Origin of the sequence: Collinsella tanakaei, assembly GCF_021531055.1 — a bacterium.
GTDB lineage: Bacteria > Actinomycetota > Coriobacteriia > Coriobacteriales > Coriobacteriaceae > Collinsella > Collinsella tanakaei_B.
The window spans coordinates 128424-146027 of sequence record NZ_JADYTL010000002.1 but is presented as its reverse complement, the minus strand read 5'-3'; the positions used below and the strand labels follow the sequence as shown (position 1 = coordinate 146027).

Here is a 17604-nt window from a genome sequence, read left to right as displayed (position 1 = left end):
GGTTATCCGCTTTTCGCGTCGGGTGGAGCCCGGGCTTCGCGTGCAGGCCGCAATCCGTGTATGCTGTGAGCCATGAACGAGATCTCCAGCATACATACCTTCGAGGACAAGGCGTTTCTCAAGCGCATGACGAACCGATCGATCGCGACGGTCGCCGTCGGCGTCGTGTTGGGAATCGCATGGTTCGCGCTGGATGTCCCAGGGCGCATCGGTCTTGCGGGTTCCGAGCTCGGTGCGGTGTTCATCGAGGGGACCGGGCCTCGACCGTTCGGGTTGCCGCCTTCCACCCTGTGGCTGCTCCTCGGGGCCGTGGGCTGCTTCATCTCCCTCGGTGTCCACGAGCTTGTGCACGGGCTGCTTTTTTTGCTGTTCGCCCCGCGGGGCTCGCGGGTGACGTTCGGCGCCAACTGGAAAGCCGGCATGCTATATGCCTGCGCGGAGGGTATCGTCTACCGCCGCCGCCACTACCTGGTGATCGTTCTCGGGCCGACGGTCGTGTTGACGATCGGTTTGCTTGCGGCATCGTCGGCGAGCGCCTGGCCGGTGCTGTGGTACACGCTGGCCGTCTTGCACCTGTCGGGATGTACGGGCGACTGGGGATATGTTGAGGCGATCGTCCGCGATCGCCGTATCGCGTACTGCGAGGATACCGACTGGGGCGTCCGCTTCTTCGATGACGCGTTGGATGGGGACGAGTTCAACCCGAAAAGGGGAGGTGCCCGATGACCCGCTTGCTGCTGCATGCCTGCTGCGCGCCATGCTCGCTGGAGCCGGTCCGCATGCTGGTCGAAGAGGGGTTCGAGCCCACGATATGCTGGACGAATCCGAACATCCAACCCGCCGAGGAGCATGAGCGGCGCTTGGCCGAGCTGAGGCGCTGGACCGCCGACAACGGCATCCCGCTTATCGAGGCGGATGAGGATTACGTCGCATGGGAGCGCGGCGTGGCACCCATCGGCGCGCGCGAGCGGGAGCGGCGCTGCCGTGCCTGCTACGCGCTGCGTCTTGCCGAGGCGGTGCAGGTGGCCGAGGCTCGAGGGTTCGAGTATGTCGCCACGACGCTCGCCGTCTCCCCGTATCAGCTGTTCGATGTGTGTAACGACGTGCTCGCGCGATTGGCTGCCGCCCATGGGCTCACGCCGGTCATCCGGGATTTCCGTCCGTGGTATCCGGAGGCGACCCGTCGCTCGCGTGAGCTCGGCATGTATCGGCAGAACTACTGCGGATGCCGTTTTTCCGCGGCGGAGGCGGCGCTCGACCGGATTCGCATGCGTGATGAACGACGCGCGGCCAAGCGTCAAGCGAAGTAGCTGTTTGAACGTTGTCGGATCGCTACGAAGGGCTGCGGCGCACCGAGACGCTGTCCGTTTTTGCGCGATTCGGCATCGCATGACATGGATACTCAGCGCCCATCTCCGTCCGCTTGGACGTTCGAAAAGTGTTTCCGGGATGTTCCGTCTTTCCCGATTTTGCCGACACCCGCTCGGATGCGCTCGTCTATGGGTATAGGTGATGCAATGACAGTCAGCTTGCCTCAGCGGAGATGTGCCATGAACCCGAAAAGGAATCGTTCCTCCGACAATCGGAGCGCCGCCGACGCGTCGGTGCCGATCGGCAGGAAAGCCAAGGGAGCCGCCCAGATGACTGCCGGCGCGGCCCTGATCGCCGTCGGTGTTCCCATGTGCATTTTGCCGGGACCGGGAGTGGCCGCGATCGCCGGTGGGGCGGCGCTTACGAGTAAGGGCCAGCGGAATTTCTCGGGACGCGAGGCGACTCGCATCGAGCAGCGTCTCGATGCCGCCGCCGCACGCGCAGGGGCCGCCGCGAAAGAGCGGACGGCTCGTGCTGCGCAGACAGCGGCGCAGGAGGCGCCGATCGTTGCCCGCAAGGTCGCTGCGGCGACGGGACGCGGTGTCGTCGCGGTGGCGAAGGTGGGCGGCAGCCTTGCTGTCAGCGGTGTTCGGGCGTTGCGAACGCGAATGGGGCGATAGCTATGGGCTATATCGATATCACCGGCGTCGAGGTGTATCGCGGAAACGCGGGCGATACCTCGCCCGTCATCTACGTCATCGACTCCCCGGACCATCCGGCGGGTCTTGCCGCCATGGCGCGCGGCAGGGCGGCGACGGTGGTGAGCGTTCCCGTCCGCACCTGGAACGACGCGTTGACCCCGTGGGAAGCCGCCGCTCTGCGTCGGGGCGCCCCGCGCTTCGGCGGCAAGGCGGCGGCGACGCTTACCGAGCTCCGCGAGACGGTCGTGCCCCTCGTGGAGGCTCAGACCGGGGCGCGTCGGCCTGCGCATCGTGCGATCTGCGGCTATTCGCTCGGCGGCCTGTTCGCCCTCTATGCGTTCACGGGCGACCGGATCTTTTCGGCGTGCGCGTGCCTGTCGGGCTCGCTGTGGTACGAAGGCTTTGTCGACTACCTGCGCGACCTTCCGTTTGACGGCACGGGTAAGCACGCGTTCTTCTCGTTGGGCAAAAAGGAACCCAAGGCCGGCGCGCCGATCATGCGCGGCGTGCAGGACAACATGGAAGCGTGCGCGGAGATCCTGCGCGAACGGGGCTGCGAGGTGACATGCTCGCTCGGTCCGGGCAACCACATGCAGCATCATCGCGAGCGCTTCGAGACCGGTCTTGCCGCGCTCGAGTCGTTCTTGGCATGATGCGCGGTGGCGCTCACTCCTCCCACAGTTCCCGGTCGATCTCCGAGAAATCGAAAACCTCCTCGATGGTCAGGGCGAAGAAATGCGAGATCTTGTATGCCGTCGGGAGGGACGTGGTGAAGCGCTCTGCCTCGATCGAGATGATGGTCTGACGTGTTGTACCTACAGCTTCGGCGAGCTCGGTTTGGCTGATGCCGTAGCGGTGCCGCAGCTCTCTGATACGAGATTTCATAGACGGCTTCTCCCGACGTATCGAAATGGCTGGCGAGGGTAGGCGGGCGTTGCATGTCCAGTGTAGCCAGCTTTGCCGTATAGGCAAACATCTTTTGTGCTTCTGTTTTCAAATTTAACGTTATACCTTGAGCGATTGCAGATATGCCTTCCGCTCAGGGGAGATGCGGCGGCTTTCCCGGGCCTTTTGGAGCGCCTTGTTGTGCGTCCACGCGTCGAGGGCGATCGGCCTTCGTTCAAAGAGAGGTAGCGTCGCGCTGGGCTGCTTGATTAACGCGAACGAGAAGTACCAAGCGCGTGCCATATTGATGTAGTACTCCTCACGATCGATGGCGGCGACGATGGCGAGCTGCTCGGGGTCGAAGGCGTCGTCCAAAAAGAGGGTCATAAGCTGGACCACGCCGAAACGGACCGTGTATTCGTGGTCGGAGGCGGTCCATGAACGGATTTTGTCGAGCACCGGGGGCAGATTGCGTTTGAAGGCGGGGATGCGGATGAGGTCGCAGGTCGCCCAGTTGTCGACGAAGGGGAGGAAGGCGTCGAGCAGCGCGAACGCCTCCTCGGGCGTCTGCGCCATTCGACCGATCAGCTCGCCATGCAGATTATTCGCGTCGTAGGTCGCATGGGGGAGCTCGGCGAGAAACGAGCGGGCGTCGCCTTCGCGCTCACGGACGAGCCGCTTGGTATATGCGCGAAGCGCGGGCGTGCGCACGCCGAGGATGCGCACGGCATCGACGGTGGGCACGAGCTTTGCCTGGAACGCCCGGTATGCAGGGTCGGCGATCGCTGCGAGCTCGCGTTCGATTCGGTTCGTCATATCGGGCATCATCGGCTCCCTCGAAGGCGCATCGGCACCGTATCCACGCGCATCGCATCGATGCGATGCGACGGACGTTTCGGACATCGTCACGATGCCGAGGACCGGCGTAGGATCTTTTCCATCGCGCGTCCGCGCGCGAGCTCGTCGACGAGTTTGTCGAGGTAGCGCGCGTTCTGTTCGACCGGATCCTCGATGGTCGCGACATCGACGCCGCAGATTTTGCCGGTGATGAGCGAGCGGTCGGGATTCAGCGCCGGCGCGCTGCCGAAGAACTCCGCGTAGGTGATGTCACGTTCGAGCAGGTTGTCGAGCGCCGCCTCGTCGTAGCCGGTCAGCCAACAGATGATCTCGTCCACCTCCGCTTTGGTACGGCCCTTCCGCTCGGCTTTCGCCACAAGCAGGGGGTAGATCTGGGGGAACGACATCTCGGGGATGGTTTTGTGAGGCATGGCGTAGCCTTTCCGCGGGAGCGGGACATATCGGGTCCATGATAGCGTGTTGCGGGTTCGCATGCTCGTCGCCGATGCCGCGGCCCTACGGTCCGTAGGTGGCGCATGCCACCGCGTCGCCGCATACTGTGGTTGATCGAGGGGCGCACCGACCGCGCCGCATACCAGCGAAAGGACCCATCATGGCGACCTATCTGACCGGCGATACCATCAAGACCCTTCGCGAGCAGCGCGGGCTCACGCAGCGAGCGCTTGCCGACGCCATCGGCGTGACGGACAAGGCGGTGTCCAAGTGGGAATCCGGGCGCGGCCTGCCCGACATCTCGCTTGTGGAGCCGCTGTCCGCCGCGCTCGGCGTCTCGGTTGCCGAGCTGTTGACGGGCGATGTGCGGCAAAACGCCAACCGTGCGGCGAACCTCATGCGCTCCAAGTTCTACGTGTGTCCCGTCTGCGGCAACGTGATCCACGCGCTGGGCGAGGGATCGTTTTCGTGCTGCGGCGTGCAACTGGCACCCTGCGAGGCGGAGGAGCCGGATGACGACCATGCGATCGCGGTGGAGCGCATCGAGGACGAGTGGTACATCACGCTCGACCATCCCATGACCAAAGATCACTTCATCAGCTTCATCGCCTACGTGAACACGGGCGGCATCACGCTCGCGAAGCTCTATCCGGAGCAGGAGGCGGCCGCGCGCATTCGCGTGGGGATGTCAGGCGCGATCTTCGCGTACTGCAACCGACACGGGCTGTTCCGCGTCCGCACGCCGCGTCGCGAGCGCCCTGCGTGACAAGATGGTGCCAGGTACAAACTTGTCACCGCGCCGCGCGCCGACTGAGGGCGCGGTACGCGACCGCGCCGCCCGCGACGATGATGCCGGTTGCGATCAGCGTGATACCGGCAGCCGTCCAGGATCCTTCGGATGCGAAGCCGGCGGCGAGTGTCGAGGTCACGATCGAGGGGATCCTGCCCACCGTGCCGATGGCTGCGATGCGCCACCAAGGGCACGCGGTGAGTCCCGCGGCATAGGTGAGCACGTCTTTGGGCGTGCCGGGGATTAAAAACACGATGAGCATGATGAGCTCGAAGCGCTTCGAGTCGCGCAGCCATGAAATACTCGCGAGCTGTTCTTCCGAGAAGAACGTCCGTACGGCACGCAGGCCGAATACCTTGACGAGCACGGTCACGCCGAGGGTGCCGATAAGGCCTCCGACAAGGCAGATGACGGTACCCTCGAAGAATCCGAACAGGTAGCCGGCGGCAAGTTCGACCGGCTCGCCGGGCAGGATGGCGACCACGATCTGCGCTACGACGAGCGCTGCCATGGCGGCGGGAGCGAGGACGCCCTGTGAGTCGACCCATGTGCGGACCGCTCCTCCGTTAGAGAAAAACGTCCAGAGGGAGGGGGCGAGCACGACGGTGGCAGCAAGGATGAGCGCTCCTACGATCATGGCGGCGAGCATGGGTTTCCTGCTTGCGACGGTGCGAGGATCGGTGTTGTCGCCCACCGGGCTGACGCTGGTGGCGGTGCATTCGTTCGGACTCATCATGGATCCACTCCCTTCCCGGTCATTGCAAGAGGTTAAGGAGCGGAAATCTACAATTCGTCAACGTTTTGACAAGATGGTGACAAGATTGCGTCATGACAAGATGGTGCCAGGTGCAAACTTACCGTGTGCGTGGCAAGGTGGCGCAAGCTTGTCACTCGTCCGTCTCGTCGGTGTGGGACAGCAAAACGAGCGCCAGACAGGCAAGGCCGATGCCGAGCAGGCAGAACGCGTGGCGTGGCTCGATCTCGTCCATGATGGTGAGGGCGGTGACGCCGACGCCCATGGCGAGCGCGACGGCTTTGAGCACAAGCTCGACGAGGGCGGGGACCTTCGTGGTTGGGGCGTCGGGCTCCTCCTGCGCGGCGCTCTTTACCTCAAGCAGCTCGTCGACGGAGGTGCCGAGCACCTCCGCCAGCTTGGGCAGCGAGGCGACGTCCGGAAACGAGAGATCCCGTTCCCACTTGGAGACGGCTTTGTCGGTCACGCCCATCTGGCGGGCGAGTTCAAGCTGCGTCATGCCCTTCTGCTTGCGAAGGGCTGCGATGGTGGCGCCGAAGCTCTGTGCGGTCATGATCGGTCCTTTCCTGGTGGCGTGTGTGGCGAGCCCATCGTTTCACGGGAGGGCAGCGCACTCAACCGACAGCTGGTTTAGTGTACTCGACCGCCAGTAGAGTCCCAGTTGAGCGGCAAAATGGTGCGACAAGATGCTGTCAGGCGACAAGTTGGTACCAGGTACTAACTTGTCGCCATCAGCGCCGGCTATCCCGGAATCGCCGCAGTGCCCACCCGCAAGCGAAGCCGATCATGCCGGGCGCAAGGCCCGCGAGGAAAGCCGCGAGACCGACGGGCGCTATGTTTGCGAGACCCAGGGCGGAAGATAAACTGAACGTGAGCAACAGAGCGGCAACGTAGAGCAATGCACCGGCAAGCGGCGCGAGGAGGCGTGCCTTTCCAGCCTCTGTGCGCCAGCCCGCGAGCGAGCAGACAACGGCGGAGGCTGCGGGCAGCGTGATGTAGTATACGAGCAGCGTGTAGGCGAAGATCCCACCGCCGGAAAACGGCATGCCCAACCAGAACCAGAGGATGCATGCCAGCCAAAGAAGCAGATAGATAACAATCGCGATCGACAGTGCCCGACCGGCGCGTTCAATCCACATCCCCATCTTCATCGTGGCCACCTCCTAAAAGCGTGCTTAGTTGGAGGATACCCCGTTCAAGCATGTGAAAAAGCGTCTGGCGTTTATTCACGATGCCAGAGGCTTTAGCCGAAACTCCTGGGATAGTAGACCGAGCGGCTACAGGGCTACCACGCGCACCGTGGAGCCGTGCCGCCGCAGCAGCTTGATGAGATCACTCGTGGCAAGAAGAACCGTTGCGGTGTTATCGCAGGGGTGCACGGCCACGCGTCCAGTGTTGACGAGCTCCCGATCGATGATGACTTCCACGCGGTGTTCGACATCGTTGAGTACGCCGAGCGGCGTGACCGACCCGGGGATGAGGCCGAGCATCGTTGCCAGGTCTCGGTCGCTCGCAAACGAGAGGCGCCGTGATCTCAGGCGCTCTTGGATTTCGCGGAGGGAAACGCCTTTCTGATCCGGTAAGACGACGAGGTAGTACGCGCGGTGCTTATCATCACGTAGGAACAGGTTCTTGGCGCCGAACTCGCTGTGGGGGATATCCGCGGCAATGGCATCCGCCACGGTGAAGACCGCGGCGTGCTCGTAGAACTCGTAGCCGATGTCTTCTCGATCGAGCAACTGCAGCGTCTCCGCTTTTCCGTACATGGCGCCTCCCCTCTAAGGGTTGGTTGGGGACGTGCTCCGTTCAACCCGTCCAGCATGTCGAAAACCTCTGGGGTTATTGTACGTTGATGCGCCGCATGCGTTCCGGACAATCGACCGTCGGAGGCGCTGGGGGGCGGACATCCCATCCGTTGGTCTGTGCGGCAGTGTGTGCGAGAATGGTTCCATCCATACGACCGAAGGAGTCTTGTGAACAGCTTGCCGTCACACCGCCTCGATCCGCGCATGCTGCGCGTGTGGTGCATCTCCGACATCATCGGTATCGCCGTGGTCGCCGTGCTGGCGGTTGCCGCCTGGTTCATCGTACGCCATCTGGGCGGTGACGTATTCTGGGTCTACCTAGTGGCCGGCATCGTCGAGCTGATCTGCGTGGGCGACCTGTTGATTTCGCCGCGCGTGGAGATGGCCACCTGGCGCTACGACGTCACGCCCACCGACGTGGACCTCTACCACGGTGTCTTCACCAAGAAGCGCGTGCTCGTGCCCCTCGTGCGTGTCCAGCACGTGCAGACCAAGCAGGGTCCCATCCTTCGTGCGCACGGCCTGGCCACGGTGACCATCTCCACCGCCGGCGAGAGCTTCGAGATCCCCGGCCTTGCGGAGACAGACGCCAACGAGCTGCGCGACCGCGTGGCCGAGCTCGCGCGTCTCGCCAAGGAGGACGTGTGAGCGTGGACAAGAAGGATGCGCCGTGCTCGCCGGGTGTTGACGTCGATAGCTTGGAGAGGGAGCTTGAGCAGCTTGCCGTTCCGGAGCGCTCGCTCTTCGAAGAAGCCGACGCCACTCCGGAGGCGCTTCTCGGCGTGCATCGCGCCAATCCGCTCTCGGTGCCTGTTGAGGCGTTCAAGATGGCATCCGGCCTGGTCATGCTCGCGGCGTTCGGTCTGGCAGGCGACTTCTTCGCCGGAGACCTCTCCGTCCTTCTCAAACTTGTCTTGGCCGCTGCGGGCATCTTCGTGGTGTGCCTGCTGGTGAGTTTTGTCATCTGGCGCGCGAGAACGTGGGAGCTCACAGCGGAGGGCGTTCGCCTGTGCCGGGGTATCCTCAATCGGCACAGCCTTACGATTCCCTACGAGCATATCCACACGGTCTCGATGAACTCGTCGCTAGTCGACCGCGTTTTCGGCCTTATGTCCCTCGACCTCGACACGGGCGCTGCCGCCTCGGAGGGCGATGCCTCCAAGATCTCCGGTCTTCGCGCGGGGGAGGCCGATGCCCTGCGTGCGGAGCTCTTCCGCCGTAAGCGCGCCGCCGCCGATCAAGGCGGGGAGGGCGAAAAGGAGGCTGCGACCGAGAGCGCTACCGCCCCGGAGCGCCCGCTCGCTACCTTCTCGCTTACGGGCCGCGAGCTCGCGCTTGCCGCGGCGTCCCAGATGAGCGCGGGCGGTCAGGCCGTCGCGCTCGTGGTCCTTCTCGTCAACGGGGCCAACCAGCTGATCGAGTGGGGGCTGCTCGATGTCGTCGGCAGGGGCAACGAGCTCGTGGCGGGCATCGCCCCGGTGGTTGTGCCCGTGGTCCTGGCGTTTCTCGCCATCGCGCTGCTTTTGGGCGCAGCCGTCTCGTTTGCTGCCAACCTCGTGCGGTACGCGGGGTATCGCGTCGAGCGCTATGCCGACCGCGTTGTGGTGGAGCACGGCTTGCTCTCCCGCTCGTCGCGCGCGCTCGCGACGGGGCGCGTGCAGTACGTGGTGGTGCGGCAGGGCATCATCCGCCAGCTCATCGGGTATGCCGAGGTCTCGGCGCAGGTGGTCTCCACTCCGGGGGAGACGGATGGCGAGCCCGCCGGCGCCGCGCTTCTGCATCCGTTCATCCGCATGGACGAGATCGATGCGTTTCTTGCCCAGGTGCTTCCGGAGTATGCGGGCGTGCTGGACGGCGTGAAGCTGGAGCGCTTGGGACCCGTCGCGCGCCGCCGCGCCGTGGTGCGCGCCGCGATTTGGTGGCCGTTCGCGACGGCGATCTTTTTCGGTGTGCACTGGCTGTTCGGTCTCTCCGAACTGCTTGCGAGTGTGGAGTGGCTGCTGGAGCCATTGCTCGTGGCAGCGGTGCTGCTGAGCGTGGCGTTGCTTGCGGGCCTTGTGTTCGATGCGCTGCGCGCCTGGGGTGCGGCACGCTACGGGCATACCGCTCGCGAGCTGGTGCTCGTCACCGGCGGGCTCACGCGGCTCACCGTGATTGCCCCGCGCACCCGTCTGCAGCACATGGAGGTTCGCGCCAATCCCTTCCAGCGCCGCTCCGGCGTGGCGACGCTCTCCGCGCGCACCGCGGCAAGTGAAGCCGGCGGTCTCTCTCTGCGCGACCTGCCCGCCGACGCTGCGGACGAGCTTCTCACCTGGTATCGTCCGCGCGGGTAACCGACAAAGGGGTTGGTTGGGGACGTGTTCCGTTCAAATGGGTTGGTTGGGGACGTGTTCCGTTCAACCCATTCCCGTCGTTTCAGTACGCCTCGCCGACCAGCTTGAGGCCGATGACGCACGCAATGAGGCCCGTGATGAGCAGGAGCTTTGCCCACGAGAACGGCTCGGCTCCCGTAAGGACGCTCCACGCGACCGTGAGTGCGGCCCCGATGGCGACCCAGACGGCGTAGGCGGTGCCCAGCGGGATCGTGCGGGCGGCGTGGCTGAGTCCGAACATGCTCGCCGCGACCGCGATAAGGAATATGACCGTGGGGACGGGCTGCGAGAAGCCCTCGGAGCGGTCGAGCGCTTGGGCCCACACGGCTTCCATCGCACCCGACACAACAAGAATGACCCAATCCATGGCAACCTCCCAGATCGTGCGCCGTCTTTGCGATTCTGGTACGGCTGCCCTCGTCAGAGACCCCGTTGGGTCGAAGCCATCTTAGCATGCCTCGCTGTTGTCATTCCCGAAACATCGGCCGCACCGCCAGCAGGTATTGCTCGGCGATGCGCAGCGGGCTCTCGGCGAATCCGTCGCGCGCCCACCGCAGGGCGGTATCGAGGAAGCTGCCTGCCAGGAACTTCACCACGAATGTCCGATCCATCCTTCCCGCGTTTCCTGAAAGCGCGTGGGGGAGCATGTCCTCGATATGCACGACGAGCTGCTCGCGCAGGCAGCGCGCGAGCACGTCGGCGCTATCGCTGAAGACGAGGGCGCGTATGCCCGATTCGCGTTCGCGAAGGTGGAGGAGCGTGTGCTCGATGAGCGCCTCGCTTGTATGGTGGCCGCTGAAGTCGTGTCCGGACTCCGGACCGACCGGCGAGAGGACATGGTCGCAGATCGATTGGACGACGGCGCGCAGGACGTCGTCTTTGCCGTGGTGGTGCGCATAGAACGTGCTTCGTCCTATACCTGCGCGTTCGATGATCTCAGAGGTGGTGATCGATGCGTAGCTCGAGGTGCAAAGGAGCTCGGTAAAGGCTTTCGCGATAGCACGTTCGGTTCGGTCGAATCTGCGATCCATAGGCGGTCCTTACGACGATACGGTACATATCGGGCGAATTGTTCGGTACGGGACACCCACGGCGAGGTGTCCCGCAGCGCCGTCGCTATCGGACGGTATCGTAACTATAGAACAGTTTGTTCGGAAACAGGGGGGTGGCATATGGGAGCTGGCCGCGCGGGACGAAGCGTTGCTGCCGCCCTCGCCGCCGCGGTGCTCTATGCGCTGAGCACGCCGTTTTCCAAAGTGCTGCTTGCGGATATCGCGCCGAACATGCTGGCGGCGCTGTTGTATCTGGGGGCAGGTGCCGGCATGACGGTGTTGGCGTTTGCGCGTGCCATGCGAGGTGATAAGGCGGCAGCGCGTGGGAGACCGCTTGAGCGTGCCGATATCCCGTATGCGGCGGCGATGGTCGCGCTCGACATCGCTGCCCCTTTGCTGCTCATGGCGGGCCTCTCCCGCTCATCGGCGGAAAGCGTGTCGCTGCTGAACAACTTCGAGATCGTCGCGACCGCCCTTATCGCCCGCCTGGCGTTCGGTGAGCGGGTGGCGGCGCGCACGGCGGCGGGCATCGGCGCCATTACCCTGGCGTGCGTCCTTTTGTCGTGGGATGCGGATGCATGGGGGTTCTCCGTCGGCTCCCTCCTGACGCTCGCGGCATGCGTGTGCTGGGGCATCGAGAACAACTGCACGAACAGATTGTCGGGGTGCGATCCCGTTCACATCGTCATCATCAAGGGCTGGGGTTCGGGCACGGGAGCGCTCGTCGTGGCGCTTTGCGCGGGCGATGCGATGCCGGTGTTTATCGACGCGGTGCTCGTGCTTCTGCTGGGTTTTGTCGCGTACGGGCTGTCGATTGCCTGTTACGTTCGAGCCCAGCGCGATCTGGGCGCAGCGCGCACCAGTGCGTTCTACGCGGTGAACCCGTTTATCGGCAGCGCGCTGGCGTTCGCGTTGTTCCGCACGCCGCTTGTGCCGTCATTCGCTCTCGCGCTCTTGCTCATGTTGCTCGGCACGTGGCTTGTCGCCCCTCGAGAAAAATAACGAGGTTGGTTGGGGACGTGTTCCATCCAACTCATTTGAGGTGAGTCTATCCGACCAAACGTGGAGGGATTCATCGGGCGCAGTGGGGATTCAGTTCCCTACAATGGCTCTGAGGAGGTGGAGCGTGCCGGATTCGTATCTTCAGTGGGCGATCGACTACATCGAGCGCAGCCTTACCGATGCGCCTTCGGCCGATGAGGTCGCTCGCGCAATTGGAGTTTCCACAGATCAGCTGCGCGCGGCGTTCCTGCTCATCTGCGGGATGAGCCCGGCGCGCTACATTCGGGAGCGACGCCTTTCCGCGGCTGCGTCCGGCCTCATGGCGGGCGCGAGCGTCACCGAGGTGGCGTTTCGCTACGGCTACGAGTCCGTCGAGGGCTTCTCGCGGGCTTTTCGCGCTTGGGGTGGGGTCCTACCCTCGGATGTGGCCGTTTTGGGTTCGCGCATGCGCTCTCCTCTGCATATCGAGATCGCCGTCAAAGGAGGCAACCTCATGGAATACCGCATCTGCGACATGCCCGCGTTTCGCTTCGCCGGGGTCATGGCCAGCGTCCCCATGCGGTTCGAGGGCGAGAACCCCGCCATCGCAGAGCTTGCACGCGGAATCACCTCGGCGCAGCGCGAGGAGCTGCATCGCCTTCAGAATCTGGAGCCGCGCCGCGTGGTCAACGCGTCATGGAACTCCGATACCGACTTCCAGGAGGAGTCGGGCTCGCTCACGCACCTGATCGGCGTGCTTACCACCGCGACGGAGGCGGGAGAAGGGCTTTCCGTCGTGGAGGTGCCGGCGCTCACCTGGGCGGTGTTCCCCAACGACGGGCCGCATCCCAAGACCATGCAGCAGGCGACGGCGCGCGTCTACGCTGAGTGGCTCGCCGAGGCGCCCTATGAACTCGACGGCTTCCGCATGTTCTCGTTCTGCGACGTGCGCGATGACGGCACGGCATACAGCGAGATCTGGGTGCCCGTGCGAAGAAAGGACACGTAAGGACATGGGTTCGTCCTCTCGGTGGACGCGTGGCCGGCGCATTCCAAGCGACAAGATGGTGCCAGGTTCAATCTTGTCGACAAGATTGAACCTGGCACCATCTTGTCGCTTCAACGGGGACCAACCTTACACAGACGTAAGCCACATGTAAGCCGAATCGATGGCACGCCCTTTGGCCGCCGCGGAAAATGGTGGCAACACCCCGTACGACGGAAGGGTTCCATGCTCACCATCAAGCTTGCCCGCGGCAATGTTCGGCGCAGCGTCCGCGATTTCTCGATCTACTTCGCCACGCTTGCGTTCGCCTCCTGCCTGCTGTATTCGTTTCTAGCCTCGACCGACTACCTGCTCGCCCTCGACCTCACGCTTGACCAGCGCGCATCGTTTGCGAAAGCGGGCGAAGTGCTCCAGGCGTTCGCCGTGTTCATCGACGTCATATTCTGCTTCCTTTTGGGTTACGCCAACGCGTTTTTGCTGCGCAGGCGCAAGCGGGAGTTCGGGCTCTACCTGATCGTGGGTCTCGAACCTCGCGGAGTGGCGGCCGTGCTCGCCGTCGAGTGTACGCTCGTCGGGACGGTCGCGCTCGCGTGCGGGCTTTTTCTGGGCTGGCTGCTCTCGCCGGTGTTCTCGCTCGTGGCGGCGTTCGTGTTCGGGGCGCCCTGGCGCCCCGCCCTCGTGTTCTCGTTCGCATCGGCAGCGCAGTGCGCCTGCTCGTTTATCGTCATCAGCGCCATCGCGGCGGTGGCGTCGGTGCGCGGCGTGTGCAAGCGTCCCATCGTCGAGCTGATCCACGCCGACAAGGTTCCCGAAAAGCGGCGCCTCGCCGGCGTCCGGTCGCTTCGCGTCCAGAAGATTGCCGCCGCGATCCTTCTCGCGCTCGTATGGGGCGTGTGCCTGCTCCAACCAGGCTACTTCATCGTCTTCATCATCCCCATGGGCTTCGTCGCGCTGTTCGGGTCCTACTTCCTCATCCGCGTCCTGTATGCAACCGTGCCCGAACGGCTGCGGCGGCGTCCCGAGCGCTACTGGGCGGGCGTCACGCCGTTCACGGTGCGTCAGCTCGAGGCCCGTACCGAAAGCGGCGCCATGGCCATGGCGGCCGAGTGCGTGCTTCTGGCGGCGTCGATGTGCATGACGCTCGCGGGGCTCGCGTTCAGCGTCGGCATGCGCGCCGGCTCTCTCGGGCAGAGCGCCCAGGCCCTGCTGCCCGTCGCCTACTCCTGCGTGTTCTACGGCGCGGCGTTTCTCGTCGCCGCGGCCGCGGTGCTCGCCCTGCAGCAGCTCGCCCAGGCATCCGAGGCCGGGTGCTCGTACCGGACACTCGCGGTGCTCGGGGCGCCGGAGGGCATGCGCCGCGCCTCGGTGCGCGTCCAGGTGGGAGCGAGCTTCGCGCTGCCGACGGCGATCGCATGCGCGCACTGCATCTTCGGCTTCGTTCTTATCGGCGTGCTCTCGGTCATGACCGGGGCGGAGGGTTTCCTGCCCCTGGCCGGAGGCACCCTGGCCTTTACGCTCTGCGTCTTGGTCGTCTACTGCCTGCTGTGCATGCGGGTCTGCCAGGCAGAGGTGTAGGGCGCGTTCCCGGGTGGCCTATCCGATGCAAAACGTGTCGAGTACCTCGAGACGCGGGCCCATCTCCTCAACAAGGTCATCTGCGACATAGGGCGTGGAGTCGAACACGGGACCATACGCACCATCTCCCGCGGCGCCGATTGCGCCGGCCGCGTTGTCGAGGATGTCGCGTGCGATTTTCTGCAACGCGGCTTTGGTGATGCCCAAATCGTTCGCGAGATTTGTCAGTGCGGCGGGGTCGACGTCATCGATGGCGCGCACGCCACCGATTGCCATAGCGAGCTCGCGCGAGAATCGAGGGTAGCGCGTGGTGGAGACGAGGTCATATACCGGCGTGAGCGCGATGAGGGGCTCTCCGTCGCGCTTGGACGCCTCAAGGATGATGGAGTAGTTCTTGAGGTGTGCGTCGCAGTTTCCTATCGCATAGCAGAAGAGAAGGGTGCGCGCGAATTGCGCAAGGTCACGTGCGGGGCGCACGCTTTTCGATCTGATGAGCCGCGCGATGGAGGCAGCGCTGCCACCGGGGAGTTCGGCGTACTTCGATCCAGGGGTCAGCGAGAGCGCTTGGGCCAGGTCCTCTTGGTGCCGGCGCTCCACTCGCAGGACGCCGCCGACCACGTTGGCGTTTCGGTCGAATCTCTCCACGGCGAGCGTCGGCGTGGGCAGGGCGAGAAGATGCGTTCTCGCGACAGCGATGCCGCACCCGGCTGCTGCGCTCATGCAGAGATATTCGATTTCCGAAAGATCGCGCAGATAGCTTGTTTTGAGGAGGTGGGTGGTCGCGGCAAGGCCTTTGGGTCGGAGCCAGCCGTGTTCGAAATCCAGATTTGGATTATGGGCGAGTCCGATTTTGTTCTGAGTGCCCGCGAGGGAGAGCCGGGAGGAGGCGTTTTCCGCGGAGGACTCGGGTAGCCCCCGTACGATGCCTGCCAGCTCGTCTAGCGCAAGTGGGCTGTAGCCAAGTTCGGTGGGTGCGGGCTCATCGTCCGTGTACCAGACGAGAACGTCTCCGATGCATTCCCGTCCGCAGTGAGCGAGTATCGCCACCTAGTCCTCTTCGGCTACCTGCAGCGTTTCCGCAAGTGCACGGCGCGCCATGCCTTCTGCGACAAGGCCCTCGAAATAGAGGCGCAGCTCCGATACATCGAAGGGATCGTCGCGCAAGGGGAGGGAAAGTGAGAGCGGGACGGCATCTCGTTGGGAAAGGTAGTGTTTGCTATAGGTGAATGAGGTTCCGTTTTCGTACAAGGTGCCCACGATGCGCGGCGTGTCGTATGAGAGCCGTGCTACGACGATGTCGGCCATCAGCTCCTCCGTTCCGCATAAAGGTCGATGCCGAGCATGGTGAGGACCCTGATCACGCGGCCCATCTCAGCGGTCTCTTTACCGTTTTCAAGCTGAGATATAAAGGTGATGCCGACGCCCGAGATTCCCGCAAGGTCGATCTGCGTGAGCTTTTGGCGCAGCCGCTCCTCTCGGATGAGGACGCCGAGTTCCGCCATGGTGGTGACGCGCATGGCTCCCTCCTTCGACGATTATGCGTACGCATAAAGCAACCAGCTATCGGGCCAGAATGTATGCGTACGCATATTTATGCGGAATCGATCTGCCCGATGGGCGAGGCCAACCGGGCCGTCGGAGGGGAGCGACTGCTGGCATTCTGAGAAACCCCAGTTCAACAGTCCTGTAAAGCACTTTTTGCTGCATCTTGGGCGCCATTCGTCTACGTCTGAGGCGTCGGATAGATCGCTGAGGATCGGACGGGTGTGTATGGACGTCGGTAACCAGATCGGGGAGCGCAGACGGGCGCTCGGCCTCTCCCAGGGGGAGCTCGCGCGGAGGCTCTACGTGAGCCGCGTCACGGTGAGCCGCTGGGAGACTGGCAGGACCCTGCCCGACGTCCAGAGCATGCTCCTGCTCGCGAACCTCTTCGGCACCACGATCGACGAGCTGGTGAGAGGGGACGTGGACGGGATGCGCGAGATGGTGGAGAAGGGCGAGCAGCAGAGGAAGGCCTTTGCGATAGCGCTGGGAGCGGTCGAGGTCACCGTCATCGCCGTGCTCGCCTTTATGGCGACGGCAGGGAGAGACTACCTGGATTCGGCGCTGCGCTTGTTGCTAGCGGTGCTGGTGCTGGCGTCTTCGGTGGTCACCCTCGTCGCGCGGCGTGGTGGGGGAACCGGGAGGCCAAGAGCGCGGCAGAGCTTTTGGGCGCGGCGTCAGGCGACCCCGTGGAGGCGGCGCGGGAGAGCGCCTCCGCCAACGCCATGCGACTGGTGCTCCAGGTCTTCGTGGGGCTCACCGTGGGTATTGGCGTGCTGGTGATAGGCGGCTTACTGATAGACGTGCAGGATTTCACCGGGCTTGCGGCAGCTGTCGGCGGCGCTGCTGCTTTGGCGGCGGCGCAGATGCTGGGTCGGTACACGCGCTCGATGTGGACGGCGGCTGTCCTGCCGGCGCTCTGGGTCGCGGGCGTTGTCATCCTTAGCGCCACGATGGGCAGCCCCGTCACGCTGCGCAGATGGATCGCCGTCGTGGGTGTTGCGATCTCGTTCCTCGCGTTCTGGGTGATCGGTCGGGGGAAACGCCGCGGGTAGGCGCCTCGCTGCTTCGCGCCCAAGCGCTTGTCTAGTCGTTTGGGCAGTGTTGCTGTAAAACTGTTGCCGGGTGCCGAGCGGGGCGCGCGGGTACAATGCTGCTAGGAAGGGGGTCGATGACAACTCGCGATGCCATCCAAGCGGCTTTTTCGAACCTCCTGAAAGATTTTGACGTCAAAGAGGCGTATGTCTTCGACTCCTACGTACGGGGCCAGATTCCTGATAGCGATGCCGATGTGCGCCTTCTCTGCGGAAGCGGGATGACCTATGGGGCACTGTACGAAATTCAGTTGGCGTTGCAGCGACAGCTCGGATGCGATGTCGATGTCGTGAGCGTAAAGCCGCATCAGATGCGACCAAGCTTCCATGACGCTATCAAGGACGAGAGGTGCTCTTGTATGAAGCGGGCTGAGCGTGATCTAAGAACCATCGCGCGCATGTTGTAGAGCAATCCCCGGCATGAAAGACTATGCACCGAAAAAGAA

The 17604-nt window shown here is 64.0% G+C and carries 25 protein-coding genes; 13 read left to right on the top strand and 12 right to left on the bottom strand.

Annotated elements, in window-relative coordinates:
* The first annotated feature begins 72 nt into the window (after positions 1-72).
* From I6E04_RS02825 to I6E04_RS02810, 4 genes are all read left to right on the top strand, one after another.
* Positions 73-726, top strand: a complete 654-nt coding sequence (locus I6E04_RS02825) for a DUF3267 domain-containing protein (RefSeq protein ID WP_235421656.1) — start codon at positions 73-75, stop codon at positions 724-726.
* On the top strand, positions 723-1310 hold the full coding sequence (locus tag I6E04_RS02820; RefSeq protein WP_235421655.1) for an epoxyqueuosine reductase QueH: 588 nt from the start codon (positions 723-725) through the stop codon (positions 1308-1310). The genes I6E04_RS02825 and I6E04_RS02820 overlap by 4 nt, the downstream gene beginning before the upstream one ends.
* Before the next feature lie 240 nt (positions 1311-1550).
* On the top strand, positions 1551-1991 hold the full coding sequence (locus I6E04_RS02815) for a hypothetical protein (RefSeq protein WP_235421654.1): 441 nt from the start codon (positions 1551-1553) through the stop codon (positions 1989-1991).
* Positions 1992-1993: 2 nt separating this feature from the next.
* Complete coding sequence (locus I6E04_RS02810) at positions 1994-2665, top strand: alpha/beta hydrolase-fold protein (protein WP_235421653.1); 672 nt, start codon at positions 1994-1996, stop codon at positions 2663-2665.
* A 13-nt stretch (positions 2666-2678) separates the two neighbouring features.
* Here the strand turns inward: I6E04_RS02810 and I6E04_RS02805 are convergent, their stop codons facing one another.
* From I6E04_RS02805 to I6E04_RS02795, 3 genes are all read right to left on the bottom strand, one after another.
* Positions 2679-2897 (bottom strand): helix-turn-helix transcriptional regulator, encoded by a 219-nt coding sequence (locus tag I6E04_RS02805; protein ID WP_235421652.1) that lies wholly within the window; start codon positions 2895-2897, stop codon positions 2679-2681.
* Between the two features lie 120 nt (positions 2898-3017).
* Positions 3018-3722 (bottom strand): DNA alkylation repair protein, encoded by a 705-nt coding sequence (locus tag I6E04_RS02800; protein ID WP_235421651.1) that lies wholly within the window; start codon positions 3720-3722, stop codon positions 3018-3020.
* An 80-nt stretch (positions 3723-3802) separates the two neighbouring features.
* Complete coding sequence (locus I6E04_RS02795) at positions 3803-4165, bottom strand: DUF2200 domain-containing protein (protein WP_235421650.1); 363 nt, start codon at positions 4163-4165, stop codon at positions 3803-3805.
* A 182-nt stretch (positions 4166-4347) separates the two neighbouring features.
* On the opposite strand from I6E04_RS02795, the gene I6E04_RS02790 reads away from it, so the two are divergent.
* A complete protein-coding gene (locus I6E04_RS02790) occupies positions 4348-4953 on the top strand; it encodes a helix-turn-helix domain-containing protein (protein ID WP_235421649.1) in 606 nt (201 codons plus the stop codon).
* Between the two features lie 25 nt (positions 4954-4978).
* Here the strand turns inward: I6E04_RS02790 and I6E04_RS02785 are convergent, their stop codons facing one another.
* The 4 genes from I6E04_RS02785 to I6E04_RS02770 form a co-directional block, all read right to left on the bottom strand.
* Positions 4979-5713, bottom strand: a complete 735-nt coding sequence (locus I6E04_RS02785; RefSeq protein WP_235421648.1) for a TVP38/TMEM64 family protein — start codon at positions 5711-5713, stop codon at positions 4979-4981.
* A gap of 151 nt (positions 5714-5864) precedes the next feature.
* Entirely contained in the window at positions 5865-6284 is a 420-nt protein-coding gene (locus I6E04_RS02780; protein ID WP_235421647.1) for a helix-turn-helix domain-containing protein, read from the bottom strand.
* A gap of 178 nt (positions 6285-6462) precedes the next feature.
* Entirely contained in the window at positions 6463-6882 is a 420-nt protein-coding gene (locus I6E04_RS02775; RefSeq protein ID WP_235421646.1) for a hypothetical protein, read from the bottom strand.
* 126 nt (positions 6883-7008) lie between these two features.
* Positions 7009-7497, bottom strand: a complete 489-nt coding sequence (locus I6E04_RS02770; RefSeq protein ID WP_235421645.1) for a prolyl-tRNA synthetase associated domain-containing protein — start codon at positions 7495-7497, stop codon at positions 7009-7011.
* Positions 7498-7704: 207 nt separating this feature from the next.
* Between I6E04_RS02770 and I6E04_RS02765 the strand changes: the two genes are divergently transcribed.
* Both I6E04_RS02765 and I6E04_RS02760 read left to right on the top strand, forming a co-directional pair.
* Positions 7705-8184 (top strand): PH domain-containing protein, encoded by a 480-nt coding sequence (locus I6E04_RS02765; protein ID WP_235421644.1) that lies wholly within the window; start codon positions 7705-7707, stop codon positions 8182-8184.
* Positions 8181-9869: a PH domain-containing protein gene (locus I6E04_RS02760; RefSeq protein ID WP_235421643.1), complete on the top strand. Its 1689-nt coding sequence runs from the start codon at positions 8181-8183 to the stop codon at positions 9867-9869. The genes I6E04_RS02765 and I6E04_RS02760 overlap by 4 nt, the downstream gene beginning before the upstream one ends.
* Before the next feature lie 82 nt (positions 9870-9951).
* On the opposite strand, the gene I6E04_RS02755 is transcribed toward I6E04_RS02760, so the two are convergent.
* Positions 9952-10275 (bottom strand): DMT family transporter, encoded by a 324-nt coding sequence (locus tag I6E04_RS02755; RefSeq protein WP_235421642.1) that lies wholly within the window; start codon positions 10273-10275, stop codon positions 9952-9954.
* Between the two features lie 100 nt (positions 10276-10375).
* Positions 10376-10939 (bottom strand): TetR/AcrR family transcriptional regulator, encoded by a 564-nt coding sequence (locus tag I6E04_RS02750; RefSeq protein WP_235421641.1) that lies wholly within the window; start codon positions 10937-10939, stop codon positions 10376-10378.
* A 141-nt stretch (positions 10940-11080) separates the two neighbouring features.
* Here I6E04_RS02750 and I6E04_RS02745 point away from each other — a divergent pair, with 141 nt between their 5' ends.
* The 3 genes from I6E04_RS02745 (at position 11081) to I6E04_RS02735 (ending at position 14522) form a co-directional block, all read left to right on the top strand.
* Positions 11081-11962 (top strand): DMT family transporter, encoded by an 882-nt coding sequence (locus I6E04_RS02745; RefSeq protein WP_268830312.1) that lies wholly within the window; start codon positions 11081-11083, stop codon positions 11960-11962.
* Positions 11963-12086: 124 nt separating this feature from the next.
* Positions 12087-12950, top strand: a complete 864-nt coding sequence (locus I6E04_RS02740; protein WP_235421639.1) for an AraC family transcriptional regulator — start codon at positions 12087-12089, stop codon at positions 12948-12950.
* Between the two features lie 222 nt (positions 12951-13172).
* Entirely contained in the window at positions 13173-14522 is a 1350-nt protein-coding gene (locus I6E04_RS02735; RefSeq protein ID WP_235421638.1) for an FtsX-like permease family protein, read from the top strand.
* Positions 14523-14540: 18 nt separating this feature from the next.
* On the opposite strand, the gene I6E04_RS02730 is transcribed toward I6E04_RS02735, so the two are convergent.
* Genes I6E04_RS02730 through I6E04_RS02720 form a run of 3 tightly spaced genes read right to left on the bottom strand, consistent with a single transcriptional unit; the run spans position 14541 to position 16039 of the window.
* Entirely contained in the window at positions 14541-15569 is a 1029-nt protein-coding gene (locus tag I6E04_RS02730) for a HipA domain-containing protein (RefSeq protein ID WP_235421637.1), read from the bottom strand.
* Complete coding sequence (locus tag I6E04_RS02725) at positions 15570-15827, bottom strand: HipA N-terminal domain-containing protein (RefSeq protein WP_235421636.1); 258 nt, start codon at positions 15825-15827, stop codon at positions 15570-15572.
* Positions 15827-16039, bottom strand: a complete 213-nt coding sequence (locus I6E04_RS02720) for a type II toxin-antitoxin system Y4mF family antitoxin (RefSeq protein ID WP_235421635.1) — start codon at positions 16037-16039, stop codon at positions 15827-15829. The genes I6E04_RS02725 and I6E04_RS02720 overlap by 1 nt, the downstream gene beginning before the upstream one ends.
* A 253-nt stretch (positions 16040-16292) precedes the next feature.
* Between I6E04_RS02720 and I6E04_RS02715 the strand changes: the two genes are divergently transcribed.
* The 3 genes from I6E04_RS02715 to I6E04_RS02705 all read left to right on the top strand — a co-directional run bounded on the left by I6E04_RS02715 (position 16293) and on the right by I6E04_RS02705 (position 17565).
* Complete coding sequence (locus I6E04_RS02715; RefSeq protein WP_235421813.1) at positions 16293-16847, top strand: helix-turn-helix transcriptional regulator; 555 nt, start codon at positions 16293-16295, stop codon at positions 16845-16847.
* Positions 16826-17119: a hypothetical protein gene (locus I6E04_RS02710; protein ID WP_235421634.1), complete on the top strand. Its 294-nt coding sequence runs from the start codon at positions 16826-16828 to the stop codon at positions 17117-17119. Before I6E04_RS02715 ends, I6E04_RS02710 begins: the two co-directional genes overlap by 22 nt.
* A gap of 116 nt (positions 17120-17235) precedes the next feature.
* On the top strand, positions 17236-17565 hold the full coding sequence (locus I6E04_RS02705; RefSeq protein WP_235421633.1) for a nucleotidyltransferase family protein: 330 nt from the start codon (positions 17236-17238) through the stop codon (positions 17563-17565).
* Positions 17566-17604: the final 39 nt, after the last annotated feature.

What these genes read in the sequence shown, in the direction of transcription:
- I6E04_RS02810 (WP_235421653.1), top strand. Translation starts at nt 1,994, where the DNA reads ATGGGCTATATCGATATCACCGGCGTCGAGGTGTATCGCGGAAACGCG.
- I6E04_RS02735 (WP_235421638.1), top strand. Translation starts at nt 13,173, where the DNA reads ATGCTCACCATCAAGCTTGCCCGCGGCAATGTTCGGCGCAGCGTCCGC.
- I6E04_RS02775 (WP_235421646.1), bottom strand. Translation starts at nt 6,882, where the DNA reads ATGAAGATGGGGATGTGGATTGAACGCGCCGGTCGGGCACTGTCGATC.
- I6E04_RS02785 (WP_235421648.1), bottom strand. Translation starts at nt 5,713, where the DNA reads ATGATGAGTCCGAACGAATGCACCGCCACCAGCGTCAGCCCGGTGGGC.
- I6E04_RS02725 (WP_235421636.1), bottom strand. Translation starts at nt 15,827, where the DNA reads ATGGCCGACATCGTCGTAGCACGGCTCTCATACGACACGCCGCGCATC.
- I6E04_RS02745 (WP_268830312.1), top strand. Translation starts at nt 11,081, where the DNA reads ATGGGAGCTGGCCGCGCGGGACGAAGCGTTGCTGCCGCCCTCGCCGCC.
- I6E04_RS02720 (WP_235421635.1), bottom strand. Translation starts at nt 16,039, where the DNA reads ATGCGCGTCACCACCATGGCGGAACTCGGCGTCCTCATCCGAGAGGAG.
- I6E04_RS02815 (WP_235421654.1), top strand. Translation starts at nt 1,551, where the DNA reads ATGAACCCGAAAAGGAATCGTTCCTCCGACAATCGGAGCGCCGCCGAC.
- I6E04_RS02825 (WP_235421656.1), top strand. Translation starts at nt 73, where the DNA reads ATGAACGAGATCTCCAGCATACATACCTTCGAGGACAAGGCGTTTCTC.
- I6E04_RS02715 (WP_235421813.1), top strand. Translation starts at nt 16,293, where the DNA reads ATGGACGTCGGTAACCAGATCGGGGAGCGCAGACGGGCGCTCGGCCTC.
- I6E04_RS02790 (WP_235421649.1), top strand. Translation starts at nt 4,348, where the DNA reads ATGGCGACCTATCTGACCGGCGATACCATCAAGACCCTTCGCGAGCAG.
- I6E04_RS02780 (WP_235421647.1), bottom strand. Translation starts at nt 6,284, where the DNA reads ATGACCGCACAGAGCTTCGGCGCCACCATCGCAGCCCTTCGCAAGCAG.
- I6E04_RS02750 (WP_235421641.1), bottom strand. Translation starts at nt 10,939, where the DNA reads ATGGATCGCAGATTCGACCGAACCGAACGTGCTATCGCGAAAGCCTTT.
- I6E04_RS02820 (WP_235421655.1), top strand. Translation starts at nt 723, where the DNA reads ATGACCCGCTTGCTGCTGCATGCCTGCTGCGCGCCATGCTCGCTGGAG.
- I6E04_RS02795 (WP_235421650.1), bottom strand. Translation starts at nt 4,165, where the DNA reads ATGCCTCACAAAACCATCCCCGAGATGTCGTTCCCCCAGATCTACCCC.
- I6E04_RS02705 (WP_235421633.1), top strand. Translation starts at nt 17,236, where the DNA reads ATGACAACTCGCGATGCCATCCAAGCGGCTTTTTCGAACCTCCTGAAA.
- I6E04_RS02805 (WP_235421652.1), bottom strand. Translation starts at nt 2,897, where the DNA reads ATGAAATCTCGTATCAGAGAGCTGCGGCACCGCTACGGCATCAGCCAA.
- I6E04_RS02800 (WP_235421651.1), bottom strand. Translation starts at nt 3,722, where the DNA reads ATGCCCGATATGACGAACCGAATCGAACGCGAGCTCGCAGCGATCGCC.
- I6E04_RS02755 (WP_235421642.1), bottom strand. Translation starts at nt 10,275, where the DNA reads ATGGATTGGGTCATTCTTGTTGTGTCGGGTGCGATGGAAGCCGTGTGG.
- I6E04_RS02770 (WP_235421645.1), bottom strand. Translation starts at nt 7,497, where the DNA reads ATGTACGGAAAAGCGGAGACGCTGCAGTTGCTCGATCGAGAAGACATC.